This window comes from Pseudomonas sp. FW305-96, from assembly GCF_058783825.1.
In genome coordinates this window covers 199948-225527 of record NZ_JBYSYW010000004.1, presented here as the reverse complement: position 1 = coordinate 225527, position 25580 = coordinate 199948, and the positions used below count along the sequence as shown (strand labels likewise).

The following is a 25580-nucleotide window of genomic DNA, read 5'->3' as shown; positions in this document are numbered from 1 at the left end:
GCCCCAACCGACTTGCTGAACCAGACGATTCGCCCGGCGCCTGCGCGCCTGGGCGTGCATTTGGATGCCTGACCCGCGAGATTTGACATGGACGTCCGCCTGTTTGCCTTCCTGGCCCGCCAACGCTCGGCCGTAGTTCAGCCCCGTGAGCACTTCTGCGGCCTGCCCAAGCGCGGCCTGGCGTTCCTGCTGGCCAACGCCATGTTCTGGCAGCCGCTGTGGGCACAGGCCGCCGAAGGCGTGGTGGTCAGCGGGCCGGGCACCAGCCTGGGGCAGGCGGGCAACGGCGTGCCCATCGTCAATATCGCCGCGCCCAACGGCAGCGGCCTGTCGCACAACCAGTTCAGCGACTACAACGTCGGCCAGCAGGGGCTGATCCTCAACAACGCCACCGACCGCACCCAGGGCACCCAGCTGGGCGGCATCATCCTCGGCAACCCGAACCTGCAGGGCACCGCGGCCAACGTCATCCTCAACGAGGTCAACGGCGCCAACGCCAGCCAGTTGCGCGGCTACACCGAAGTGGCCGGGCATGCGGCCAAGGTCATCGTCGCCAACCCTCACGGCATCACCTGCGATGGTTGCGGTTTCATCAACACGCCCCAGGTGACCCTGAGCACCGGCAAACCGCTGCTCGATGGGCGTGGCGCGGTCAGTGGCTATCAGGTGGATGGCGGCAGCGTTGCGCTGGAAGGCGCCGGGCTCAATGCCGACAACGTCGAGCGCTTCGACATCATCACCCGCTCGGCGCGCCTGAACGCGCAGTTGCGCGCCCGTGAGCTGAACGTCATCACCGGGCGCAACGATGTCGACGCCCAGACCCTGGCCGCGACGCCGCGCGCCGGCAATGCCGCCGACGCGCCGGCTCTGGCCATCGATTCTAGCGCCCTGGGCGGCATGTACGCCGGGGCCATTCGCCTGGTGGGCACCGAAGCGGGTGTCGGTGTGCGGCTGGCGGGGGATGTGGCAGCCAGTGGCGGCGATATCCGCCTGGACGCCAACGGCCAATTGACCATGGCCCAGGCCAGCGCCAGTGGTGCGGTCAAGCTCCAGGCCGCAGGCATGGACTTGCAAGGGCCGGTACACCGCGCCGCCGAGGTAGAGGTGCGCAGCAGCGCGGACCTGACCTCGCGCCAGGCCATTACCGCCGGCAACCGGATCAGCCTTCACGCGGCTGGCACCTTGGCCAACCTCGGCGTGATCGAGGCGGGGGTGAATGCCGACGGCAGTCGCAACACCCTAGGTGATGTGAGTGTCGCCAGTGGGCAGTTGCTCAACACCGGCAAGAGCATCGTCGCCAGCCGTGACCTGGCCGTCCAGGTGCAAGGGCGCCTGGACAACCGCAGCGGTACCCTCAGTGCCGGACAGGACAGCCACATCGCCGCCGCCAACCTGGACAACAGCGCCCAGGGCAGGGCGCTGGCGGGGCGCAACCAGGTGGTGCAGGCCAGCCAGTCGCTGGGCAACCAGGGCGGGCTGGTCAGCGCCGGCCAGACCCAGAGCGTCACCACCCAGACCCTGGACAACCGCAATGGCGAGCTGTCGGCCCAGGCGCGCAACACCCTGCGCGCCAATCAGCTGGACAACCAGAACGGCAAGCTGAGTGCCGGCCAGGCGCTGGACATCGCCGTCACCGGGCAGTTGGACAACCGCAGCGGCACCCTCGCGGCCGGGCAGGACCTGCAACTGCAGGCCGCCAGTGTCGACAACCGCAATGCCGGGCGCATCGCCAGCGACGGCCAGGCCACGGCGCGCCTTGGCCAGCTCGACCAGCGCGGCGCCGGCCAGCTGCATGGCGCCCAGGCGCTGACCCTGGACATGGCGGACGGCCACCTGGACAACAGCGAAGGTGGCCTGCTCACAACCCCGGGCCAACTGACCCTGCAACGACTGGGGACGGTCAACAACCAGCGCGGCGAGATTTCCGCCGGCCAGGCCTATGCGCTGGTGGCGCGGCAGCTGGACAACAGCGCCGGCAAGCTGCTCGGCGGCAACGACCTGCAGGTGCGCATCGCCGGACAACTGGCCAACACCGCCGGGCTGATCGCCGGTCACAACCTGACCTTGAACGCCGCGACCCTGCTCAGCCAGGACGGCACCCTGCAGGCCCGTGGTAGCCTGCAATTGCAGGTCGCCGGCCAACTGGACAACAGCCGTGGCCGGGTGCTGGCCGAACGGAACCTGGTGCTGCAGGCCGGCAGCCTGGTCAACCTGCAAGGGCAGGTCGCCGGCAACGGCAGCCTGCTGCTCACCAGCAACGGCCTGAACAACCGCCAGGGGCGCATCAGCGCCGCCCAGGGGCTGACACTGGATCTCTTGCGTGGCCACTGGCACAACGAGGGCGGCACGCTGCAGAGCCCGGGCGCCTTGCTGCTGCGCAACCTGGCCACGGTTGGCAACAGCCACGGTGAAATTTCCAGCCAGCAAGCCTTCACGCTGGAGGCCGACAGCTTCGACAACCAGGACGGCAAGCTGCTCGCCGAGCAGAGGCTTACGCTGCATATTGGACAGGCCCTGGACAATGCCCGGGGCCGCATCGCCGCACAGGCGCTGGATGTTCATGCAAACCGTCTGGACAACACTGCCGGAGAACTGGTCAGCAACGCCGGATTGAAAGCGCGCATCGAAGCCGAACTACTCAATCGTGCAGGCCTGATCAGCGCTGGTGGCGCGTTGTTGCTCGGCGACGCGGCCCTGGACAACCGTGCTGGCAAAGTTCTGGCCACAGGCGATATCGACCTCGACCTGCAGGCGCTGGATAATCGGGCGGGGCAGATCAAGGGCGGGGGGCGCCTGGCGTTCACGGGCCAGCGCCTGGATAACGGCGATGCCGGCCTGTTCGAAAGCACAGGGCCCGTGACGATCTCCAGCAAGGTGCTTGTCAACCGCCAGGCTGGCCAGCTGCGCAGCGGTGACCTCCTGGTGTTGAAGGCGAACGAGCTGGACAACAGCCAGGGCGGCCGGATCGCCAGCCACAAGGGATTGCTGGCCGAACTCGGGCGCCTGGACCAGCAGGAGGGCGGGCAACTGGTCAGCGATGCTGACCTGACGCTCGATCTGTCGCTTGGCGCATTGGACAACCGCGGCGGCCTGATTCACACCCCCGGGCAGCTGGTGCTTCGGCAACTGGCCGGCGTCGACAACCGTGGTGGCGAAATATCCAGCGCCATGGGATTCACCCTGGCCGCCCACAGCCTCGACAATGGTGACGGCACGCTGCACAGCGATCAGGCGCTGAAGGTCCTGGTGGAGCACGCCCTTGCCAACGCCCATGGCCTGGTCTCGGCGACCAGCCTCGAGCTGCGTGCCGCCAGCCTGGCCAACCATGGTGGGACCGTGGGTGCTGACCTGGACCTGGACCTGGATGTCGTCGGCACCGTGGACAACGGCGAGGGCGAAATTTCCAGCGGTGGCCTGACCCAGGTGCGTGCGACGTCTCTGGACAACCGAGGGGGTGAAATCCTCGGCGATGTGGCTACCCACGTGAACGTCACCGGGGCGTTGGACAACCGTGCCGGGGTCCTCAGCACCGGCCAGGACCTGCGGGTCGAAGCCGGCAGCCTGGACAACAGCGACCATGGCAGCCTGACCAGCGATGGTGCTTTGCGGGTGGCCACGGGCGCCTTGCTGAACAACCGCGAGGGTGGGCAGATCCGCGCCAAGGGGCTGATCGACCTGGCGTTCGGGCGTCTGGACAACCACGCCGGCCTGGTCAGCGGCGCCGATCTGCTGACGTTGCGCGGTGCCAGTGTCGATAACCAGCAGGGCACCCTGCATGCCGACCGCCAGTTGCAGTCGACCGTCGATAGCCTCGACAACCGCAAGGGCCTGCTGCGCGGTAAGGAAAGCCTGACGTTCACCGGTCGCTACCTGGACAACCGCGCGGGCCTGCTCACCGCCGGTGCCTTGCTGCGCCTGGATGCGTCCGAGGTGGACAATGGCAAGGGCCGCATGGCCAGCCGGGGCGAGGTGAACGCGGATGTTCGTCAGTTGCGTCAGCAAGGCGGCGAATTCGTCGGCGAAGGGCGCCTGAGCCTGCGCGGTGATGCGCTCGACAACAGTGGTGGGGGGCTGGTCTCCGGCAACACGGGGCTCGACCTGCAGGTTGCCGACACCGACAACCGTGGCGGCCGGCTGGCCAGCCTGTCGGGGGTCGACATCGCGGGCGAAAGGCTGGACAACAGCGAAGCCGGCAAGGTGCTGGCGGGCACGCACCTGGCGCTGGTGCTGGAGCGCTTGATCAACCAGAGCAAAGGGCTGCTGTTCGGTCAGCAGGTCGAGCTACGCATGGCACAGCTGGATAACCAGGGCGGGACCGTCGGCGCGGGCCAGCATCTGCAGCTTGGCCAGTCCGCCAGCGGCCAGGGCCCAGGTGCGATGCTGCTCGACAACCGCACGGGGCGGCTGTACAGCGATGGCAGCCTGGACCTCGATGGCGCGTCCCTGCTCAACCAGCAAGGCACGCTATCGGCCAAGGGCGACCTGCGCGCCACCGTCGCGCAGGGGTTGAACAACCAGGGCGGCCGCATCGAGACTGACGCCAGCCTGGTGCTGGCCAGTGCCAGCGTCGACAACCGCAACGGCGGTCGACTCACCGCCGAAGCCAACCTGAACCTCGACACCGGCACCCTGGACAATGGCCAGGCAGGTGTCGTACGCAGCGGCGAGCGTCTGCAGCTCACGGCCGGACAGGTCGGCAACCAGGCCACCGGCAGCATTTCCGCACGCACTCTCAAAGCCAGTGTCACCGGCTTTGACCAGCAGGGCGGGGAGCTGTTCAGCCTGCAGGGGCTGGAGCTGGACCTGAACCAAGGCCGGTTGGACAACAGCGGCGGCCTGATTCGCGGGCCCGGCCCGCTGGTGCTGCGCAACCTCGGCGAGGTGGTCAATCAGCGTGGCGAGATTTCCAGCCTGCAGGCCTACACGTTGCTTGCCGATAGCCTGGACAACACCGACGGCAAACTGCTGGGCGGCGAGCACCTGACCGTGCGCATCGCCCGCCAGCTCGACAACCTGCGCGGTCAGGTCAGTGCCCGAGGGCTAGAGCTCAGTGCCGCCGGCTTGAACAACCAAGGCGGGTTGCTGGGCAGCCTCGGGGATTCGCAGCTTCGGATCGTCGGGACATTGAGCAACCAAGGAGGCACCGTGCAGGCCGATGGCGGTCTCGACCTGGGCGCCGCGACCGTGATCAATGCCGAGGGCAGGCTGTCGGCCAAGGGGGACCTGCAGGCACGCCTGGGTGTGCTGGACAACCGGCAAGGCAAGGTCCAGGCCGAGGGGGCGCTGGCCTTGGATACCGACCAGGTCGACAACCGCGCGGCGGGGCTGCTGGGGGCAACGGGCGCCCTGGTGCTAAAGGCCGCGAACCTGGACAACCGCGGCGGCGAGATTAACGGCAAAGGCAGCGTCACACTTGTCGGGCAACGCCTGGACAACAGCACCGGTGGCCTGCTGCTGGCCAAGGGCCTGTTGACGCTTGAACAGCGGGTGACCCTCAACCAGCAAGGCCTGATCGGTGCCGGCAGTGTCCACCTGCGCGGCGCCAGCCTGGACAACCGCGGCGGCGAGTTGCGTGGTGACACCGGCCAGGACCTGGAGGTCGAGGGCGACCTGCTCAACGACCAGGGACGCATCACCAGCGAAGGCGGTTTGCGCCTTGTCGGCGCCCTGCTGGGCAACAACGCTGGCCTGCTGTCCAGCGCCGGCGACCTGTGGCTGGAAAGCCAGGGGGCGGTGACCAACCGCGGCGGCCAGGTGATTGCCAACGGGCGTCTCGACCTGGACGGCGCCAGCCTCGACAGCCGGGCCGGCACGGTCAGTGCCAAGGATGCGCTGCGCATCACCACCGGCAATCTCGACAATCAGGAGGGCGGGCGCCTGACCAGTGGCGCCAGCCTGAACATCGACGCGGCCCGACTCGACAACAGCGCTGGCCGCATCACCAGCCAGCAGGCCCTGGTCGCCAACGTCACCAGCCTGCGTCAACAGGGCGGTACCCTGTACAGCGCGCAGCGCATCGAACTGGACCTCGACCACGGCGAGCTGGATAACCAGCAGGGGTTGATCACTACCCCAGGTCAGTTGCTGCTCAAGCGCCTGGCCCGTGTCGACAACCGTGGCGGTGAAATCTCCAGTGCCAGCGCCTTCAGCCTGGCGGCAGCCGAGTTGGACAACGGCAACGGCAAGCTGCTCGGCCAGCAGGGCTTGAACCTGGTGGTGGAGCGAGCCTTGCTCAACCTCAAGGGGCAGATCGCCGCCGCAGGCGTGGAGCTCAAGGCGGCGAGCCTGGCCAATGCCGGCGGCCACGTCAACAGCCGAGGTGACTTGCGTCTGGATGTCGCCGGCCTGCTCGACAACCAGGCCGGCGGCCTGGTGAACGCCCGCCAGCTGCTCGAGCTGAACGCCGCCAACCTGGACAACCAGGGCGGCCAGGTGCTGACCGAGCAACGCCTGACAGTGCAGGCCGGCCAAATCGACAACAGCGCCAAGGGCCTGATCAGCAGCAAGGACAGCCTGGTATTGAGCACCGGACAGTTGCGCAACGATGCCGGCGAGATTTCCGCCAAGGGCGCGCTGCAGGTACAGGCCACCCGCCTCAGCCAGCAAGGCGGACGCCTGTTGAGCGAGGGCAGCCTGGCCTTGCTGTTCGAGGGGCTGGCCGGTGATCTCGACAACCGTGTGGGGCTGATTTATGGCAAAGGTCCGTTGACCCTGGCCAACCTGCGCGACCTCGACAATCGCCAGGGTGAAATTTCCAGCGCGCAGGGCTTCAGCCTGGGCGCGCGCACCCTCGACAACGGCGACGGGCGGCTGATCAGTACCGGGCGCCTGACGCTGGGCGCCGACCGGCTGCTCAACCAGGGCGGCCTGGTGTCCGGCAGCCAAGGCCTGGAGGTGACCGCCAGCAGCCTGGACAACCGCAACGGCGGCACGCTCTCCAGCCGGGAGGGCGACCTGACGATCACGCTCGGCGCAGCGCTGGACAACAGTCTGGGCGGAGCGCTGGTCAGCCAGGGCATGCTAAGGGTCAAGGCGGCCAGCCTCGACAACCGTGGCGGGTTCCTGGCCAGCGCCGCGGCGCAGCACCTGGACTTTGGCAACGGCACCCTGGACAACCGCCAAGGCGGTCGGATCGACAGCGGGGCGGCTTTCAGCCTGCGCGCCGCCGGCCTGGACAACTCAGGTGGCACGCTGGTCGGGCTGGACACCCTGACCCTGGACCTTGCCGGCCAGCTGAGCAACGTCCAGGGCAAGCTCCTCAGCGGCGCGGGCTTGCAGGTACTGGGTACCGCCGTGGTGCTCAACCAGGGAGGGCAACTGGTCAGCCAGGCCGGCCTGCGTCTGGCTGGGGCCAGCCTCAACAATAGCGACAAGGGCACGCTGGCCGCCAACGGCGACGTTCAACTGGACCTCACGGGCGCTGTGCTCAACGATCGTGACGGCCTGATTCACGCCGATGACGGCAGCCTCGTGGTGCACGCCGCGCGCGTGAGCAATCATGGCGGCGCTGCGCAGGCCAAGAGTGCTGTCACCCTCACCAGTCTCGGCGCGCTGGACAACCAGGGCGGCAAGCTGATCGCGCAGGGCGGCAACCTGCTGCTCGAGGCCGCCAGCGTCGACAACCGTGGCGGAGTGCTCGCCAGCCTGCAAGGGCTGCTCGATGCCAAGGTCGGCGGCCTGCTGGGCAACGCCCAGAACGGTATCATCCAGGCGCGCCAGCTCAAGCTGATCGCCATCGGCGGGCTGGACAACAGCGGTGGCCGCCTGGCCGCCCAGGCCGGCGCCCTGGACGTACGCACCGCCAACCTGAACAACCGCGGTGGCGGCCTTTTTGCCCTGGGGCAACTGGGCATCGATGCCATCGACCTGGACAACGGCGGCAATGGCCAGATCGCCGGCCAGGCCGTGGAGTTCGGCTTGCGTGGCCGCCTCCTCAATACCGGCGGCATCATCGAGAGCGATAGCCGCCTGGGCCTGAGCGCAGCCAGCCTCGACAACCAGGGCGGCCAGCTGCGCACCTTGGGCAGTGCCGGCGGCACGCGCCTGCAGTTGACGGGGGCGCTGGACAACCGTGGCGGCGTGCTGGAAATCGCCAACCAGGACCTGAGTCTACAGTCGGCTGGCTTCCTCAATGCCGGGGGGCGTCTGGTGCATGGAGGGGCCGGCACGTTCGATATCGGCCTGGCCAACCTCGGCGGGGCCGGCGGCGAAATCGTCACCCTTGGCGGCCTGACCCTGAACGCTGCGAGCTGGACCAACAGCAGCGTGATCCAGGCGGCGCGCCTGACCGTCAATGTCGGTGAGCTGGTGCAGACCGGCAGCGGGCAGTTGCTGGCAAGCGACAGCCTGGTGGGCACCGGCACCAACTGGAGCAACGATGGCCTGATCGCCAGCAACGGCAGCCTGGCGCTGGCGCTGTCCGGCCGTTACGGCGGCGGCGGTCGCGCAACCAGCCTCGGGGCGCTGTCGCTGGATGCGAGCAGCATCGACCTGCCCAGCACCGGCACGCTCGCCGGCGCCGGGAATGTGACCCTGGGCAGTGCGGGCGGTCTCGCGGCGCTGGGCAACCTGGGCCGCATCACGGCCGGGCAGACGCTGAAGATCAATGCCGGGCAACTGGTCAACAACGGCACGCTGGCAGGCTCGGGAGGCCTGCAGCTGACCGCCGGTGGCATCACCAACCAGGACGGCGGCCTGATCTTCTCGGGCGCCGGCATGCAAGTGGCCACGGATAGCCTGAACAACACCCTGGCGGACCTGTACGGCATCGGCGACATCGCCATCGGCGGCCTGCTCCCGGGCAGCCGGGCAACGCTGATCCGCAACCTGTCAGGGCAGATGCAGAGCCTGGGCAACTTCAGCCTGAACGCGACGCAGGTGGTCAACGAGCGCAACAACTTCAGCGTAAACCGGGAGGTCATTTCTTCGGCGCTCGGGATTCGTTGCTACAGCTGCATTGCGCCAAGGCTGGGCATTACCAGATCCGATCCTTCCCATTACGTCCTGGTCGAACAAATTCGCACTTCGGCACCTGTAGGTGCCGACTCGGTGGCAGCCAGCATCACCTCGGGGAAGGACCTGCATATCAGTGGCAGTCGGTTCACCAACAGCAATTCGCAGGTGGCGGCCAGCGGCAATATCACCATCGTGGTCGATACCTTCGAGAACCAAGGAAGTGCAGTTGGGAGCTTCACCAGCTTCAAGTACCTGGATGCTTCGGTCAATACGATCGAGATGTACGCATATAACCGGTACAACGATGCACAGTACGCCTACGATTTCTGGTTCCTGAACGCCGATGGCCAGGCTTCGCGGTTGATGCCACACAGTTTCAGGTGCTGTGGTCCACCCCGTGAGCAGTCCAACTGGCTCAACTTCGGCTCGGTTGCCGTCCAGTCGTGGAAGGGCAGCGATTACTACAGCAGGAACTACCTTGCTCCGTCGATGTATGTCCCGGGTGTTCGTACTGCACTACCCGCAGGCGCCAGCGGTGCGAATGTCTTTGCCGAGAAGATCATTGCCGGCGAAGCGCCGACCTACCTGCCGGCGATCATCCAGGCCGGTGGCAATGTCTCGATCACAGCCGCCACACGGTTGAGCAACGGCATCGAGCAAGCCTGGAACGCCCCAGGCGCCAACGCCGGGCGCGCGCTGGACACGCGCATGGCCGCCACGTTCACCCGCACGGTGGTGGCGCCGAACCGGCAGTTGCCGCCTGATTTGGCCCAGCGCCAGGTCAACCCGCTGGAGCTGCCCGGCTTCAGCCTGCCCAGCAGCGGCAGTGGCCTGTTCCGCCTCAGCAGCCAGGCCGCCAGCCAGGCCAGCATCTCTGCGGCCAACCCGGCGCCTGCCAGCTGGACGCTGGGGGGGGCCAGCATCGACCTGCAGCAGCGCCAGCAACCGCTGCCGCAGGTACAGGGGCGCGCTGTCGATATCGCAGCGCTGGCGCCGAGCAGCGCCAGCGAGCGTCAACTGGGCGAGCGCCAGCGCCAGGGCATCGACCTGGATACGCAGATCGCCGCCGTCAGGGTCGAGGCGATCACGGCGGGGCAGGGGCCTCAGGCGCTGCCAGGCCGCAGCGAACTGGGCGCCGGTCACCAGTTCACCCCTGTACAAGTGGAGGCGCCGCGCCTGGCCAGCGGATCGGGTGGTGGCGCCACGATCACGCAACCGGCCCCCGTATTGCCGACGGTCGCGGCCGTCAGCCCGAGCGTGGCCGCCGGCGTTTCCAGCCGGGCCAGTGCGGTCGACCCGCTGAGCATCCCTCGTGTGCAAGGCGTGCCTGTTGCCACGACCGGCGCCCAGCCGCACAAGTACCTGATCGAAACCGACCCGGTGCTGACCGACCTCAAGCAGTTCATGAGTTCGGATTACCTGCTCGGCAATCTCGGCTATGACCCGGACAAGAGCTGGAAACGCCTGGGCGACGGTTTCTACGAGCAGCGCCTGATCCAGCAGGCGGTCACGGCCCGCACCGGCAAGCGCTACATCGACGGGCAGACCTCCGACGAGGCGCTGTATCGCCACCTGATGGACAACGCGCTGGCCAGCAAGCAGCAATTGAACCTGTCCGTCGGGGTGAGCTTGACGGCATCGCAGGTGGCGGCACTGACCCACGACATCGTCTGGCTCGAAGAGCACCAGGTGATGGGTGAGAAAGTGCTGGTGCCGGTGTTGTATCTGGCCAACGCCAATGACCGGCTGGCACCCAACGGCGCCCTGATCGAAGGCAAGGACGTGACCCTGATCGCCGGCACCGACCTGATCAACCCCGGTACCGTGCGTGCCAGCAACAACCTGTCGGCCAGCGCGGGCGAGAACCTGGTCAACACCGGGCTGATCGAAGCCGGTGGGCGGGTCGACCTGCTGGCGGGCAACACCCTGTACAACGGTGCCGGCGGCATCATCAAAGGGCGTGACGTCAACCTCTCCACCTTGCTGGGCGACGTGGTCAACGAGCGCACCCAGTCGCAGGAGCAGGGCCGCTACACCACCTGGGCGACCCTGGACAGCGCCGCGCGCATCGAGGCGAGCAACGACCTGTCGATGTCCACCGGTCGCGACATGGTCAACGTCGGCGGCGTGCTGCAGGCCGGCCGCGACCTGGAGATCCGCACGGGCCGTGACCTGCTGATCGGCTCGGCCGAGCAGAGCACCCAGTACCGCAACGGGCGCCAGAGCAGCGAGAGCATCACCCAGTTTGGCTCGCAGGTTACCGCGGGCCGCGACCTGGGCATATTCGCCGGCCACGACTTCACCGCCGTCGGCAGCGAACTGGAGGCCAAGCGCAACATCACCGTCGATGCCCTCAACGACCTGACCCTGGCCTCCGCGGCCAACGAGGAGCATTTCTACGCCAAGAGCAAAAAAGTCACGCGCCAGGAGGACCATGTCCGCCAGGTGGCGACCGACCTCAAGGCTGGCGGCGATGTCTCGCTCACGGCAGGCGAGGACCTCAGGCTTATCTCCAGCCGCGTCAGCGCGGGCGACGAGGCCTTCCTCTATGCCGGTGACCAGCTCGAACTGCTGGCCGAGACCGACAGCGATTACTCGCTGTACCAGAAAAAGAGCAAGGGCAGCTTCGGCAGCAAGAAGACCAGGCGCGATGAAGTCACCGACGTGCGTCATGTCGGTAGTGAGATCACCAGTGGTGGCGACCTGACCCTCGTCAGTGATGGCGACCAACGCTACCAGGTGGCCAAGCTCACCAGCGGCGACGACCTGACCCTGGAAAGCGGGGGCGACATCACCTTCGAAGGGGTCAAGGACCTGCATCAGGAGAGTCACGAGAAGAGCAAGTCAGACGCTGGCTGGTTCAGCATGAAGGGCAAGGGGCGCACCGACGAGACGTTGCGTCAGAGCGAACTGGTGGCCACGGGCGACGTCGCGATCTCTGCCGTAGGCAGCATTCGTGCTGATGTACGTCAGGTCAATCAGCAGACGGTGCGCGAGTCCATTGATGCAATGGTCAAGGCCGATCCCAAGCTGGCTTGGCTGAAGGAACTGGAGGCGCAAGGCGGCGTCGACTGGCGCCAGGTCCAGGAGGTGCACACAAGCTTCAAATACGCCAACTCGGGCCTTGGTCCGGCAGCGCAGATGGTGATCGCCATCCTGATGACGGTGATGCTCGGACCTGCGGGTGCGGGCTTGTCCGGTATGCAGTTGGCCGGTGCTGCGAGCCTGGCCACTACCGGTGCGGTCGGCACGATCAACAACAAGGGAGACCTTGGCGCAGGCCTGAAGGCTGTCGCCAGCAAGGACGGCCTGACCAACGCCGCGATCGCCACGATCACGGCTGGCATAGCCGATCATTACCTTGGCGACATGACCATGACCAAGCAGGTCAATGGCAAGACGGTTGTCGACCTCGGCTCGATGGAGGCCATTGGTCACTTTGCCGGACAGCAACTGATCAACAACACATCGGCCGCCTTGGTCGCCAAGGCCTTCGGACGCGATGTCACGCTCGCGGGCATACTCCAGTCGACGATCTACAACTCCTTGGCGGCGGTGTCCTTCGATCAGGTTGGCCACCTCAACCTCAAGACCGGCAGCCCGGAAAAGATCGCCCTGCATGCCCTGGTCGGCGGCTTTATCGCCGAAGCGTCGGGCAGCGACTTCGCCGTCGGAGCCATGGCAGCGGGGGTAAACGAAGCGTTCGCCAATCAGTTGCGACGGATGGCGACGGCGATGAATCCGAAGCAGCGCGACTATCTGATGCTGATGTCTTCGCAGTTGCTGGGTGTGGTGGCGGCGGCAGCGGTTGATGGCGGCAATGCCGGCAGTCTTCAGGCCGGCAGTTGGGTGGCGGGCAATGCCACGCAATACAACAACCTCAGCCACAACGACATGCCGGACTTCGTGGACGACATGAACATCTGTGGTCTTGACGAGGGGTGCCAGAAAAAGCTGTGGGTCGCCAACGAGCACAAGCTCAAGAGCGAGGAAAACTTCGAGTGGGCCAAGGAAACCGGAGGCGTGGTCCGCGCCCGGGACCTGATGGGGCAGATCGCCTCCGGTTTGGCGGACCTGGAAAAACTCAACTGCCTGACGCCGACCTGTACTGAGTTCAAGGAACTGTTGACCGAACGCGCGGTACTGAGCCTCGAAAAACTGGCGGATGTCTCCGGGCAATGGGCGCCGATGCTCAACATGATTGCCATGTTGCCTATCGGGCAACGCATCAATGGACTGCGTCCGCCAGGTGTTTCGGGGGGCGTGCTGGATTCTCCGAGGGTTCAGGCTGCAATCGAGCGGATGGCGCAATCCAGAGCAGGCGTGATTGATCCGCGTAACCCGCTGTCAAAGGATGATATAACGCGTAATGGGGAGCGATTGGTTGTCAACCAAGGCCCTAATCCAACTTGCGGTCATAATTCATGCGGTATGGTGTTGGACACCTTGGGTAAGAAAGTTGATATAGACAGCCTCATACAGAAATTGAAGCCGCAAAAGGACGGGATCTATCCCCATGATGTCGCGTCGCTCCTGCGAAGCGAGGGTGTTCCCGCCCAGGCTTTCGGTAGCCGGAACGTTGCTGACCTTGAGCGGTATACCACCTCAGGAACGCCTGTTATTGCACGGATTGTTGACAACACGAACGGCACGCGGTTTTCTCATTTTGTTGTGGTGGACGGTGTTACCACGAGAAACGGCGTTGCGGTGGTAGCGGTACGCGACCCGCATGGTGTTCAATATTTCAGCCCAGTGAAAACGTTTGAGAAGAATTTCTCTGGTGACGTTGTCGTGCCAAGGAGCGCGTTGAAAAAATGATTTTGACGATTCGTTTTGAGAAAGACCTTATAAGTCAAAGGCTGCTGGAGTTGCGGTATCTTCCTTGCCTCTGTAGAGTTTCGGAGACTTTTGAGGTCGAGTTTTTCGATCCTTTGCCAGTCGCCAGCGGAACGGTGACGGAATGGGAGAGAGCGGCACTCGAACAGCGGGTTATCCCAGGGACAGGTGGAGAGTACTCTCACTATGCGCTCTCAGAAATCAGCTTGGCACTACTTGAGGAAGATCGTTACTTAATAGTCGATCTGAAAATGTTTCATCGGTATTTTGGTTGGTGTGAGGTCCTAAAGGACGGCGCTTACGTAACGCCGGGAAATTTTTGGGATGAGGAATGAATCTCATGGAAAATAAATCTTTCGCCTTTGTGTATCGCCTTTGGGCGAGGAAAAATTGGCAGATTTAGGAGGGTGACGGATTTATTTTTCGACAGAGAGAAGGGGACAGATTTATTTTTTCTACTCTAATTTCTGCCTTTGCACGGCCAAGACGGCGACGAAGCTTGATGCTGAAGATGTTAGTGAGGACGTCTAGCGCTGGGAGCGGGGCAAGTCGAAATTTAGAGTGTGGAAAATAAATCTGTCCCCTTTTCCACTGTCCCCTTTTCCACTGATGATTTATGACTCTGCGGCAACGGCCTCGAGTCGTGCACCGAGTGTGAACTTACCAAAATGACTGTTGCGTATGATCTATATGGTGCGAAAGACCTAGGTCTTCTCTCGGCAAAAGTTAATGTAGAACGAACCTTGGGGGAAGCTTTCGAGGAAAGAGATAGCTCTTATCAGGGGGGTATTTATTATATGCTGGGTGGGGTGATACAGAGAATTTTGTTTTAAAGTTGAATGTTGATCCTTTTGATGGTGATGCGGTAGAGCAAAATTATCCGGATTATACGGTCCTGCTTTATATAAGTGCTACGGATCGCTCATCTGCTTTGGAGAGAATCATGATGCAGGCGGGGTTTAAGCTGCTTAGGCATGAAGTGTTTTGAGGTGCTAATTCTTGGTTAGGGCAAAAAGATAACTGGGGTGGTCTTGTGGCTTTAAATGTTGAAACAGTGGATGGGGCGATTCATGCCGCTTTCTGGAAATAACGATTTATTGTCGAGAATTCTTGATGGGGTGCTGCCAAGCTTTGTGCTAAACAGGGTGCTAGAGGAAAATCCAAACTTGGATAAATATGATTTGGCTAGTATTTTTCTTGAGGGGTGTGATCGCCTAGATAGTAAAATTCTTCCGATTTTCTGGAATTGGAAGAGTGTCAGGTCAATGAGGGGTGTGTCTGATGAGATGTTCGATGAGATGTTGCTTTCGCACATGAGACTTGCGGGGTATAGGGTATAAAGAGAAAAGAAGAGAAAAGGGGGCGGATTTATTTTTACTAACCTAATGTCTGCCTTTGCATGGCCAAGACGGCGACGAAGCTTGATGCTGAAGATATTAGTAAGGACGTCTAGCGCTGGAAGCGGGGCAAGTCGAAATTTAGAGTGTGAAAAATAAATCTGTCCCCTTTTTAGTCCCCTTTTTACAATTCATGGGCAGTAATGGCGAATACCACTGGAACGGTAGTGCCGGCGACAGCCGAAGCCCTCTTCGCGGTAACCAGATACCTACGGATATACAGAAACTTTTGGGAGTGAAAATCAGGTGATTGCAGGTGATCCGGATAGGTTCGCCGTGCAGTTCCAGGTCGTTGGCGCTTGGAATGTGCAGGGTGACAGCTGGAAAAATGGTTTGCTTTGCGTGTATGCCGGTGGAGTGCGTATTTATGATGCTGTAGAAGCGTTGGAACTGCGTTCAGCGCTGAGTTTCTTCTCCGGCGTCCGATTGCCTGACTCTACTGCGGATCTAATCTATGAGGATCGAGAAGTTTTCGACAATGCCAGGGCCTACTTTTCGGGGGAGATAGGCGATTTGCTACCAGGCATCGCGGACTTTTCGGCTACTGAAGCTGAAGATTCTGGTTTCATTCTGTTCTTCCAAATGGAACGGGATGGCGATCGACTGGTTTGGTCGCGGGATGATGGCCATACCGTAGAAGGTTTAAAGCTTGAGACAGGTACCGTGGCTGCTGTCATCGAACAGCTCAAGACATGCAGATTGTAGCGTTCGCTCGAGAAAGGCAGCCTCGCAGACGACTTTGCTGAGGCAGCCTTCTCGTCCTGGTTTTTGGACCTGGAGCAAGGATAAGAATCGGAATTTCCTTATTCCTTGTAGTCCATTTCCTAAGCATGCTTTTACCGCCTTTCAGCCCTTGCTCCAGGCCAACTCGCCTTCTAGTCTCGGCCTACCGCTGCCAATTCAGCGGTCGGTTTTGACAGACCGTAGACGTTGCCCTCGTAGGCTTGCTTTCATGGCGGCTGTGCGTGTGGGCACCCCGTGTGCGCCGAGTGCCAACGTCTCGGTCTGTCAACCCGCGTACAGCTGCCACCCTCTTGTTTGACAGCAAAGTGCGGCGGCTCCATTTCATACGTTGGAGTCAAGACATGCTGAAGATTGTCCCCGATCCACCTTCCTCCCAGGATCACGCCCACTTCCTCGAAGACACCCTGGTACGCGCCATCGAGTACGCCTTCTGCGCCCTCACGGTGGCCAACCAGGCCGTCCAGCTCAAGCCCCGGTCGCCCGGCGCGATCCTGATGCTGGCCGCCGCCCACGAGATGGAGGCGGTGCGCACGTTGCTCGAATCCGCCCTGACCCAGGTGCAGCACTCGGTCCAAGCGCCGGGCGAGCCCCGCACGCTGCACTAGCCGACGACGTTTTCAGGGAGATCGATCATGACCACAAACGATGGCAAGACCCAGGTCACGCCGGGCAAGACCCGTTTTTATCAGGGCGAGGGCAAGGATGCCCAGCCGCTGTTCTGTATCGAGCCCGGCATTCCCTGCCAGCACGCTCGCGAACAGGCGTCGGAGTTGATGGATTATGTGCGGCACCTGACCTTAGTCGGGGTGATGGACGAAGATCCGCGGATGGTCTGGGCGGCGCATTACCTCAGTGCCTTGGCCAAGGCGCTGATGGATGATGCGGAGCTGGGGATGGCGCACTAGTCCAGGCTTGCACATTCCCCTGTAGGAGCGGCCTTGCCGAGGCGTCGGACCGGTCGGAAAGGGCTGCGTAGCAGCCCCAGGATTTCAGCATTGATGCAAAGATCACCGGGGCCGCTTCGCAGCCCTTTCGCGGCACAAGGCCGCTCCTACAGGGGGACGGGTTTGGCTTATTTCTCCGCTTGGCGTGACAGATGGGCCGGCGGCACCTGGTCTACCAGCCAGACACCGTTATCCGCTTGATAGAACACCGTTCCCGCTGCGCACATGGCTTGGGTATCGACCGTAAGCAGCACCGGCTGACCATATCGCTTGCCCACCGCCAGCGCGGTCTGCGGGTCCTCGCTCAGGTGCACATGGTGGCGACTGCCGGGGATCAGGCCCTGGGCTTCGATGGAGGCCAGGAAGCGGCTGGCGGTGCCGTGGTAGAGCAGGGCGGGGGCGTCTTGGCGACGTGGCGCACTTCGACCTGGGCGCTGCTGTGGCCCTGGGCGGCGCGGATGCGGCGGCCATCGTCGGAGAGGGTGAAACGGCGCTTGTCATTGGTCTCGACCACTTCGCGCAGGGCGTGCAGGTCGAAGGCATGGCCTTGCCGGCCGGCGCAGTGGATCAGCGCGTCGACATCGGCCCAGCCGTCGCGGTCCAGGGACAGTTCGATGGATTCGGGGGCGTGGCGCAGCACGTAGCTGAGGAACTTGCTGAGGGCGTCGCGTTGTTTCTGGTTCACTGGAAAGGTCCTTTTCCATGGCTTCTGGTCGTTTGGGTCGGGGGCATTCTCCGGGTTCGGGGTCGAGTTCTCAAGTGTGTGGATGACCTGTGGGAGTGGACTCCCACAGGTACGCCGCTGATGTCAGCCCTGACGCAAGGCGTCGAGCAGCGCCTTCAGCTGTTCGCGACCCTGGGCATCCAGCCCGAACACCGGCCGCCGTGGCTCGCCCACCGGCAGCCCGGTCATCTCAAGGCCCGCCTTGATGGTCGCCGGCAGGCCCCCCTTGAGGATGAAATCGAGCAACGGCAGCTGGCGGTAGAACAGCGCCTTGGCCTGTTCCAGCTCACCGTTCTGCACCGCCTGGTACAGCCGCAGGTTCAGTTCGGGAATCAGGTTGGCCGCCGCCGTGCACCAGCCCGTGGCACCCGCAACGAAGGCTTCCAGTGCCAGCGGGTTGCAGCCGTTGTAGAACGGCACCTGGCCCTCGCCGAGCAGTTGCAGCTTGTGCATGCGCTGGATGTCGCCGGTGCTCTCCTTGACCATGGTCACGTTGTCCACCTCGCGCACGATGCGCAGGATCAGCTCCACCGGCATGTCGGTACCGCTGGTGGCCGGGTTGTTGTAGAGCATGATCGGGATGTCGATGGCCGCGCCGATGGCGCGGTAGTGCTGGAGGATCTCGGCTTCGCTGAGCTTCCAGTACGCGGCCGGCAGCACCATTACCGCGTCGGCGCCGTGCTGCTGGGCGAAGCGGGCGCGGCGCACGGCGCCGGCGGTGGTCAGGTCGGAGACGCTGACGATGCTCGGCACGCGCTTGGCGATGCGCTCCAGGCTGTACTGGGCGACCTGCTGCCATTCGCTGTCGCTCAGATAAGCGCCTTCGCCGGTGCTGCCCAGCGGGGCGATGGCGTGGGCGCCGCCTGCGATCAGGCGGTCGATGGACTGGCCCAGCGCGGGCAGGTCGAGCTGTTCGCCGCCGGCGCTGAACGGGGTGATGGTGTAGCCGATGATGCCGTGGAATTGATTAGTCATTGTGCAAGGCTCCGCAAGCAAGGCGTAAAGGGATCAGTTCAGGCAATCGGCGTGGCTGCGCAGGGCCTGCCGGGCGTAGTAGTTGAAGGCGGCGCCGTGGCGCTTGGGCCGGTCGATCCAGTCGTGGGCGTCGCGGCCCAGCTCCGGGGCGATTGGCTTGATGGTGCCGGCGGCCATCGCCAGCAGTTGCAGGCGCGCGGCGCGCTCGATCAGTTGGGCGTAGACGCAGGCCTGCTCGATGCTGGTGCCGGTGGACAGCTGGCCGTGGTGCGAAAGCAGGATGGCGCGCTTGTCGCCCAGGGCGGCGCTGATGATCTCGCCTTCCTCGTTGCCCACCGGCACGCCCGGCCAGGCTTCGAGGAATGCGCAGTCTTCGTACAGCGGGCACAGGTCCATGTGCGAGACCTGCAGCGGCACTTCCAGCATCGACAGCGCGGCGACGTGGGTAGGGTGGGTGTGGATGATGCAGTTGACGTCGGGGCGGGCGCGGTACACCCAGCTGTGGAAGCGGTTGGCTGGGTTGGGCATGCCTTCGCCTTCCAGTACCTCGAGGTCTTCGTTGACCAGCAGCAGGTTGCTGGCGGTGATTTCGTCGAAGCCCAGGCCCAGTTGCTGGGTGTAGAAGGTGCCCGGTTGCGCGCCACGGGCGCTGATCTGTCCGGCCAGGCCCGAGTCGTGGCCGTTATCGAAGAGAATTCGGCAGGTCAGGGCCAGCTTTTCGCGCACAGTCCACGTATTATCGGCAAGCGAGCCTTGCATCTGTGTCAGTGCCTTTTGCACCAGCTGGTCTTTGCTGAGGGTAAGGGTATTGGCCATGGGGAGCTTTCCTCTGTGGCGTGATGACGGATGTCAGGGCTGGCTCGCCCCCGAGCTTTGGACGGTGAGGGGGCGAACCATCAGATGACACAAATAATCCTATATGACACAAAGTGTCATGCGCAAGTGCGTTTGTTCGGGAAACCTGCTTCACATGTCTATCCGACTGAAACTGCTGAGAAAGAAACTGGGCATCACCCTTGAGCAGCTGGCCGAGAAGTCCGGCATGACCAAGAGCTATCTGTCCAAGGTCGAGCGTGGCCTCAACACGCCGTCGATCGCTGCGGCGCTGAAGCTGGCGCGGGCGTTGAACGTCAATGTCGAGGAACTGTTCGACGGCGAGCATGACGGCCAGGCGCGCTACAGCCTGGTGCGCCGCGGCGAGCGCCAGGCACTGGTGGGCGGTGGCGAGGGGCCGGGCTATGCGGTGCTGACCTCGCAGGTCGGCCAGCGCAGCCTGTTGCCGTTTCTGATCCAGCCGCCGACCGAGTTCAGCGACCCGACCTTCAAGGAACATGAGGGCGAGGAGTTCCTGTTCGTCCACGAGGGGCAGGTGGAGGTCGACTTCATGAGCGAGCGGGTGCTGCTGGAGGCCGGCGACGCCTTGCATTTCAATGCCCAGACCCCGCACCGCCTGCGTTCGGTCGGCGAGCGCCAGGCGCAGTTGCTGGTAGTGGTGCAGGGCGGCGAAGGGTGAGGGCGGGGCGATGATCGAGGTCTCGCGGTTCTGGCGTGATCCGGCATTGCCCTTCGTCGAGGCACGTCTGGTCGGGGATGGCCGCCAGGTGTGCTACACCGCGCATTCCCACGCGAGCTTTTCCATCGGCGTGATCACCGGCGGGCGCAGCACTTACCTGACCGGTGATGCACGGCATGAGGTGGCCGTGGGGACCACGGTGCTCATGAACCCAGGGGTGGTGCACACCTGCAACCCCATCCTGGGCGAACCTTGGTCCTACCTGATGCTGTTCGTTGATTTGCCGTGGTTGCAGGCCCGAGGGTTCGAACTGCCGGCAGCGACATTGAGCACGTCGACTGCGCTGTACGGGCGGTTGCTCGACCTGTTCGCCGGGCTGCTCGACAGCGAGGCGCTGGACAAGGCCGAGCGGCTGGCGACGTTCTTCGCAGAGCTGCCAGGTTATCTCGAGGGCGGCGCGGCGCGTCACCCACAGGCGCATCCACGCCTGGAAATGGCTGCCGCGTTCATTCGCACCCACCGTCTGGATCCACTGACCCTGGAGGACATCTGTGCTGCGGCAGGTTTGTCACGGGCCTACCTGACCCGCGTATTCGGCAAGCGCTTCGGGCTATCGCCGCACGCCTACCTGCTCGACCAGCGGGTGCAGCATGCCCGGGCGCAGTTGCGCGCAGGCAGGGCCATCGCCGAGGTGGCGCTGGAAGCCGGCTTTGCCGACCAGGCGCATCTGCAGCGGGCTTTCAAGCGGCACCTGGCGACCACGCCGGGGCACTATCGTAATGCCTGAATAGCACGTGGGAGCGGGCTTGTCCCGCGATAGGGCCCGAGCCGTAAACCTCACACCATCAGGTAAAATGCGCTCGCTACCAGCAACCCCGCCAGCACCCGATTGAGCAGACGCATCCGCCACGGCTCGGCCAGGTACTGGCGGATCACGCTGCCGGCCCAGGCCCAACTGGCCACGGAGACGAAACAGATCGGCCCGTAGATCCAGGTGAACAGCCACAACAGCTGCTGCTCGCCGCCGGTATAGGCGCCGATGCCAGCCACGGCCGCCAGCCAGGCCTTGGGGCTCAGCCACTGCATGGCCGCGCCGTGCCAGGCGCTTGGCGCCCGCTGGCCATCCTCGGCGCCCAGCGCGCCGTCGTCGCTGGCCAGCTTCCATGCCATGTACAGCAGAAACAACACCCCGCCCCAATGCAACAGCTGCCCCAGCAACGGCCAGTGCAGCAGCAGCTCATGCACGCCCAGCCCGACCAGCACCAGCAGCAGGCAGAAACCCAGGGTGGCACCGGCCGCATGCCCGATGCTGGCCCGCAGGCCATGGCGCGCGCCGCTGCCGAGGGCGACGATGTTGACCGGGCCGGGGGAGATGGAGGCGGCGAGGGCGAAGGCCGCCATGGACAGTGTCAGGCTCATCGGGCGTTTCCTTGTGGCGAGGATAGTGCGGCTATCCTGCCCGAGGCCGCGGCGCGGGTATTGAACAAAAATGCCCAAGGGGCCTATCAGCTGGAGGGTGTGTTGGCGTTGTCCTGGGTCTGCTGTGCTTGCTGCTGGGCGGGTGACTGGGCGTCACCCTTGGCGATATGCTCGGCCTGCTGGCGTTGCAGCGCCCATTGGTCGCTGCGTTCCTTGAGGCGGTCGGCGCCGCCTTCGGCAAAGGCCGAGGTGGCCGAGATCGTTGCCAGCAGGGCGAGTGCACAGGTTAGGGTTTTCATCACTGGGGTCTCCATCGATTGACCTAAAAACGGCCGCCAGGCGGCCGGGTTGAGGCAAGGATGGCGTGCGCGGATTTCCCCAGGATTAACACCGCGATCAGTTGGCCAGCAGTTGCTCGTGGACCCAACCTTGTTCCGTGAGCACCATGGCGCGGGTTTCCTCCAGCGGCTTGGCGGCACTGGCGGCTGCCTGGCCGAGGCCTGCGATGCCGGCCTGGACCGCCGCGTCGCTGGCCCAGCTCGGCAGTTCGTTCACCTGGTAGCTGTAGCTCACCTGCGACTGCTTGCGCCCATCATGTTCGGTAGGCTTGCCGACGCTGTTGATGGCGGTGACCTCGGCCTTGCCGAAGCACAGCCCGCCGGTGCTGGCGCCGTTCGCTTTGCGCCTTGCATCGGCCTTGTAGTAGCGACGGCCTTCGTCGGTGAGGTCGTAGGCGTAGTAGATGTCGGTGCGTGCCGGCTGCCACAGCCGCTCAGGGACTTCGGTGCGGGCAACCTCCCGTTCGCTGACCACGCCGACCCGGGCCAGGGCATGTAACGCCTGGTTGGTCCCTTCGACGTCGAAGTCACGGGTGCGGGTGGGGAAGGCACTGATCACGAAACAGTGCGGGTACTGGCTGTCGAGGTAGGCTTGGGCAGCCTGGCGCAGGTCGGCTTCACGGGGCTGCTGGTTGTCCGAGCAGCCGACCAGGGTCGCCAGCAGCGCCAGCGGTATGATCTTCCTGTCCATTGTAAGGCTTCCTTGTATTGCCAATTGCTGGGTGGAGCGCAGGGCAGGATTAGAACCCGCGCGCCAGAGCGGCCGCAATCGTGGCACGACGACATATCGCCCGTGCTGTGCGCTGTTTGGCAAAGCCTGCCTGTTGCACCGACTGGCGGCCAACCGGCAAACGGTGGGTGTTCAGCCATACTCTGCTGGTTCCGCCCCGGCGCCGTCGGGGCGACCTGAAGCGGGCAGAGAGGAGCAGGTAATGGCCAAGGGCAAGCGCAAGGGGGAGGTCGACGAGAAGCTTGGACGCAAGACCTACGAGGCGGAACTCAAGCGCCTGCATGTGGAGCTGGTGAAACTCCAGCAGTGGGTGGTGGAGAAGGGCCTGAAGGTGTGCATCGTCTTCGAAGGCCGCGACGGCGCGGGCAAGGGTGGCACCATCAAGGCCATCACCGAGCGCGTCAGCCCGCGGGTGTTCCGCGTGGTGGCGCTGCCGGCGCCGACCGAGCGCGAGAAGACCCAGATGTACGCCCAGCGCTACCTGACCCACCTGCCGGCGGCCGGCGAGGTGGTGATCTTCGACCGCAGCTGGTACAACCGCGCCGGGGTGGAACGGGTGATGGGCTTCTGCACCGAAGAGCAGGCGCACAAGTTCCTCAGCGTGGTGCCGATGTTCGAGCGGATGATGGTCGAGTCGGGGATCATCCTCATCAAGTACTGGCTCGAGGTCAGTGCCGAGGAACAAGCCCGCCGGCTGCAGGACCGCATCAGCGACGGGCGCAAGCTGTGGAAGCTGTCGCCGATGGACGTCAAGTCCTACAACCGCTGGGACGCCTACACCCGCGCCCGCGACGACATGTTTGCCGCCTCCGATTCGTCCTGGGCACCCTGGTACATGGCGCGCTCGGAAGACAAGCGCAAGGCGCGGCTGAACATCATCAGCCACCTGCTGCAGCAGATCCCGTACAAGGACCTCAGCCAGGAGCACAAGGTGACGTTGCCCAAGCGCGGCAAGATCGGCAAGTACAAGGCGCAGCCTTATCCGTTCAAGATGGTGGCGCAGCGGTTTTGATGCCTGCCTGGCTCGAGGCAGGGCCGTCGGGCTTGCGCTCGGCCAGTCTCAGCTGGACTTCCACGCGCCTGTCGACTGCCAGGCACTCTTTCAGCGCTGCCCTGCTCATCTCAGCAGGACAGCTGGATCTGGGCGATAGTGACCCCTGCCCGATGCGTTTTACCTGAAGGTCGGCGGGCAGTTGGTCCTGTAGGGCCACGTAGACACTTTCGGCCCGGCGTGCCGATAACTCTATGTTCGAGTCGCCGCTACGCAACACGGGCATTCTGTCGGTGTACCCGGTGATGGTGGCGGCATCGATAGCCAGGTGCTTGCCCTGCAGCTTCAGCATCTCATCGGCGAAATGGGACAACTGCTGTTTGCCATACTTGTTGAGTTGGTCTTCGTAGTGATCGAACAGGGCGTCTGCCTGCAGTGTGCGACAGGTGGTGAATGCGGTGTCCTTGTTCTCGGCCCGCAGGACCTTCATGCCCGTGCGCTCGAGCTCGATTGTCACCCGGGGCTTCCACTTTTCATCTTCGTAAGCCAGCAGTTGAACCAAGCTGCGCTCCCCCAGACCGTGCCACAGGACGTTGAAATGGTGGGCGATGTAACTCTTGTTATCGGTTGTCATGCATCCATAAATAGACAGGTCGAGTTCCTTGGCAATGCTGTCGACGACAGCGCGATTCTCTTCGTTCAGCGCCAGGGAGACGTTGCCCTGCTGGATACCGATGAAACTGAACGAGCCGCGGATGATCTTGCCCAAGGCGGGTATCGCCATGGTTGGAACCAGGAAGATTGCTGTGGCGGCAATCACGATGCGCCAGCGGGCACGTTCTGCGGAGGCTGGCCTATCGGCTGACGATGACAGGGAAGATTGAGGGTCGCTTGCGGGTGCGCTTTGCAACGTGGAATCGCCAGCCTCATTCGATGCGGGCATGGCAGCGGGCGTCATGGATTGCCGGGAGTCGGAGGTCCGCCACTTGAAGGCTGTAATGTATAGGATAAAGCCGGAAGCGCAGGGTGCGACAAAGCTTTCAGGGCTTTCAAGTCTAAAGGCTAAGTAGCCAAGCAGAGCCAGGAGCGTCAGGCAGACGATCGCGTACATCGCCTTTTCCAGCCGTTGCCATGCAGCCTTTTTTCTATCGCTGCTCAGGGGCTCCTCGAAGATGAGGTGGCCGAAGTAGCAGATCATGAACCCCATCAGCAGCCACAAGAAATAGACAAGCCCAAATCCCAGGGCAATGAATACGAACACTAGGCCATCGGCCAGGTTGAGGCCCGTGGGGAAAAAGTTGATGAGGAACGCGCAGTAGCCCCAGGTAATGACGACGCCCCACCCGATAACCAGTTTGGAGGCAAGGCTCATGTGTTTGTTGATCAGGTCAAGGAGTTCGGACAAGCAGGGCCTCTACATCGGCGTGGAAAACGACCAGCTTCACGCGCTTAAAGTAAGCTGTCAAATTGACATCATTTAGAGGTGGCAGCTTATGGCCAAGCGCATGGCACAGCGATTGGTCAGGCCGTGAGCCAGCTCGCTGGAGAGGATGGCTTGCAGGCGATGATCCAGCTGTCGCACCGCCAGATGCTCGAAGCCGTAGCGCTGATAGAACGGGGCATTCCACGGGACATCCTCGAACGTAGTCAGGGTCAGCCAGGCCAGTCCCTTGTGGCGGGCGGCATCCCGTGCCTGGTCCAGCAAGCGCCGGCCCAGGCCTTGGCCCTGGGCCTCTTGCCGCACGGACAGCTCATGGATGTGCAAGGCGTCATCGGTAACGCTGGCGCAGAGAAAGCCCAGTGCCTGGTCCTGGGCATTCACGGCGACCCAGCTGCAACCCTCGCTCACGAATGCCAGGTGCTGGGTTTCATCCATCACGTCGCTGTCGGCCAGCCAGGCGAGGTGCGGCAATTGCCGGAATGCCTGGGCGGCGGAGCGTTCCAGGGCCGGGAGCAAGGGGGCATCCTCGATGCGGGTGGGGCGGACAAGCATGGTGGAGACAAGACCTGTGGG

Annotated in this window: 15 protein-coding genes and 1 pseudogene; 8 read left to right on the top strand and 8 right to left on the bottom strand. The window is 63.7% G+C overall.

Annotation, left to right across the window (positions count from 1 at the left end):
* The first annotated feature begins 87 nt into the window (after positions 1 to 87).
* The 5 genes from AC3WL2_RS05115 to AC3WL2_RS05095 all read left to right on the top strand — a co-directional run bounded on the left by AC3WL2_RS05115 (position 88) and on the right by AC3WL2_RS05095 (position 16837).
* On the top strand, positions 88 to 13773 hold the full coding sequence (locus AC3WL2_RS05115) for a two-partner secretion domain-containing protein (RefSeq protein WP_102690715.1): 13686 nt from the start codon (positions 88 to 90) through the stop codon (positions 13771 to 13773).
* Positions 13770 to 14126: a hypothetical protein gene (locus AC3WL2_RS05110; RefSeq protein ID WP_028691534.1), complete on the top strand. Its 357-nt coding sequence runs from the start codon at positions 13770 to 13772 to the stop codon at positions 14124 to 14126. The genes AC3WL2_RS05115 and AC3WL2_RS05110 overlap by 4 nt, the downstream gene beginning before the upstream one ends.
* A 1308-nt stretch (positions 14127 to 15434) precedes the next feature.
* Positions 15435 to 15893: an Imm42 family immunity protein gene (locus AC3WL2_RS05105; protein WP_102684234.1), complete on the top strand. Its 459-nt coding sequence runs from the start codon at positions 15435 to 15437 to the stop codon at positions 15891 to 15893.
* 380 nt (positions 15894 to 16273) lie between these two features.
* A complete protein-coding gene (locus tag AC3WL2_RS05100; RefSeq protein ID WP_102684235.1) occupies positions 16274 to 16537 on the top strand; it encodes a hypothetical protein in 264 nt (87 codons plus the stop codon).
* A gap of 27 nt (positions 16538 to 16564) precedes the next feature.
* Complete coding sequence (locus AC3WL2_RS05095) at positions 16565 to 16837, top strand: DUF3077 domain-containing protein (protein ID WP_102684236.1); 273 nt, start codon at positions 16565 to 16567, stop codon at positions 16835 to 16837.
* Between the two features lie 167 nt (positions 16838 to 17004).
* Here the strand turns inward: AC3WL2_RS05095 and AC3WL2_RS05090 are convergent.
* The 3 genes and pseudogenes from AC3WL2_RS05090 to AC3WL2_RS05080 form a co-directional block, all read right to left on the bottom strand.
* Positions 17005 to 17561: pseudogene (locus tag AC3WL2_RS05090) on the bottom strand (RNA 2'-phosphotransferase).
* A 123-nt stretch (positions 17562 to 17684) separates the two neighbouring features.
* On the bottom strand, positions 17685 to 18575 hold the full coding sequence (locus tag AC3WL2_RS05085) for a dihydrodipicolinate synthase family protein (protein ID WP_102684237.1): 891 nt from the start codon (positions 18573 to 18575) through the stop codon (positions 17685 to 17687).
* A 33-nt stretch (positions 18576 to 18608) separates the two neighbouring features.
* Positions 18609 to 19391 carry an aldolase gene (locus AC3WL2_RS05080; RefSeq protein ID WP_046855471.1) on the bottom strand — a complete coding sequence of 261 codons (783 nt, stop codon included), beginning with the start codon at positions 19389 to 19391 and terminating at the stop codon, positions 18609 to 18611.
* A gap of 154 nt (positions 19392 to 19545) precedes the next feature.
* Here AC3WL2_RS05080 and AC3WL2_RS05075 point away from each other — a divergent pair, with 154 nt between their 5' ends.
* On the top strand, positions 19546 to 20088 hold the full coding sequence (locus AC3WL2_RS05075) for a helix-turn-helix domain-containing protein (RefSeq protein ID WP_038706211.1): 543 nt from the start codon (positions 19546 to 19548) through the stop codon (positions 20086 to 20088).
* A 10-nt stretch (positions 20089 to 20098) separates the two neighbouring features.
* Positions 20099 to 20875, top strand: coding sequence for an AraC family transcriptional regulator (locus AC3WL2_RS05070; protein WP_102684238.1), 777 nt, complete (start codon positions 20099 to 20101; stop codon positions 20873 to 20875).
* A gap of 50 nt (positions 20876 to 20925) precedes the next feature.
* On the opposite strand, the gene AC3WL2_RS05065 is transcribed toward AC3WL2_RS05070, so the two are convergent.
* The 3 genes from AC3WL2_RS05065 to AC3WL2_RS05055 form a co-directional block, all read right to left on the bottom strand.
* Entirely contained in the window at positions 20926 to 21507 is a 582-nt protein-coding gene (locus AC3WL2_RS05065; protein ID WP_102684239.1) for a LysE family translocator, read from the bottom strand.
* 86 nt (positions 21508 to 21593) lie between these two features.
* The gene (locus AC3WL2_RS05060; protein WP_102684240.1) at positions 21594 to 21806 is read right to left on the bottom strand and encodes a DUF2790 domain-containing protein; all 213 of its coding nucleotides are present in this window, start codon (positions 21804 to 21806) and stop codon (positions 21594 to 21596) included.
* A gap of 97 nt (positions 21807 to 21903) precedes the next feature.
* A complete protein-coding gene (locus AC3WL2_RS05055; RefSeq protein WP_102684241.1) occupies positions 21904 to 22536 on the bottom strand; it encodes a hypothetical protein in 633 nt (210 codons plus the stop codon).
* Positions 22537 to 22777: 241 nt separating this feature from the next.
* On the opposite strand from AC3WL2_RS05055, the gene ppk2 reads away from it, so the two are divergent.
* Positions 22778 to 23587 (top strand): polyphosphate kinase 2, encoded by an 810-nt coding sequence (ppk2, locus tag AC3WL2_RS05050; protein ID WP_102684242.1) that lies wholly within the window; start codon positions 22778 to 22780, stop codon positions 23585 to 23587.
* Here ppk2 and AC3WL2_RS05045 read toward each other — a convergent pair.
* Complete coding sequence (locus tag AC3WL2_RS05045) at positions 23562 to 24971, bottom strand: OmpA family protein (protein WP_102684243.1); 1410 nt, start codon at positions 24969 to 24971, stop codon at positions 23562 to 23564. The genes ppk2 and AC3WL2_RS05045 overlap by 26 nt on opposite strands.
* Before the next feature lie 72 nt (positions 24972 to 25043).
* Complete coding sequence (locus tag AC3WL2_RS05040; RefSeq protein WP_102684244.1) at positions 25044 to 25559, bottom strand: GNAT family N-acetyltransferase; 516 nt, start codon at positions 25557 to 25559, stop codon at positions 25044 to 25046.
* Positions 25560 to 25580: the final 21 nt, after the last annotated feature.

What these genes read in the sequence shown, in the direction of transcription:
- AC3WL2_RS05065 (WP_102684239.1), bottom strand. Translation starts at nt 21,507, where the DNA reads ATGAGCCTGACACTGTCCATGGCGGCCTTCGCCCTCGCCGCCTCCATC.
- AC3WL2_RS05080 (WP_046855471.1), bottom strand. Translation starts at nt 19,391, where the DNA reads ATGGCCAATACCCTTACCCTCAGCAAAGACCAGCTGGTGCAAAAGGCA.
- AC3WL2_RS05070 (WP_102684238.1), top strand. Translation starts at nt 20,099, where the DNA reads ATGATCGAGGTCTCGCGGTTCTGGCGTGATCCGGCATTGCCCTTCGTC.
- AC3WL2_RS05060 (WP_102684240.1), bottom strand. Translation starts at nt 21,806, where the DNA reads ATGAAAACCCTAACCTGTGCACTCGCCCTGCTGGCAACGATCTCGGCC.
- AC3WL2_RS05085 (WP_102684237.1), bottom strand. Translation starts at nt 18,575, where the DNA reads ATGACTAATCAATTCCACGGCATCATCGGCTACACCATCACCCCGTTC.
- AC3WL2_RS05110 (WP_028691534.1), top strand. Translation starts at nt 13,770, where the DNA reads ATGATTTTGACGATTCGTTTTGAGAAAGACCTTATAAGTCAAAGGCTG.
- AC3WL2_RS05040 (WP_102684244.1), bottom strand. Translation starts at nt 25,559, where the DNA reads ATGCTTGTCCGCCCCACCCGCATCGAGGATGCCCCCTTGCTCCCGGCC.
- ppk2 (WP_102684242.1), top strand. Translation starts at nt 22,778, where the DNA reads ATGGCCAAGGGCAAGCGCAAGGGGGAGGTCGACGAGAAGCTTGGACGC.
- AC3WL2_RS05115 (WP_102690715.1), top strand. Translation starts at nt 88, where the DNA reads ATGGACGTCCGCCTGTTTGCCTTCCTGGCCCGCCAACGCTCGGCCGTA.
- AC3WL2_RS05100 (WP_102684235.1), top strand. Translation starts at nt 16,274, where the DNA reads ATGCTGAAGATTGTCCCCGATCCACCTTCCTCCCAGGATCACGCCCAC.
- AC3WL2_RS05055 (WP_102684241.1), bottom strand. Translation starts at nt 22,536, where the DNA reads ATGGACAGGAAGATCATACCGCTGGCGCTGCTGGCGACCCTGGTCGGC.
- AC3WL2_RS05095 (WP_102684236.1), top strand. Translation starts at nt 16,565, where the DNA reads ATGACCACAAACGATGGCAAGACCCAGGTCACGCCGGGCAAGACCCGT.
- AC3WL2_RS05075 (WP_038706211.1), top strand. Translation starts at nt 19,546, where the DNA reads ATGTCTATCCGACTGAAACTGCTGAGAAAGAAACTGGGCATCACCCTT.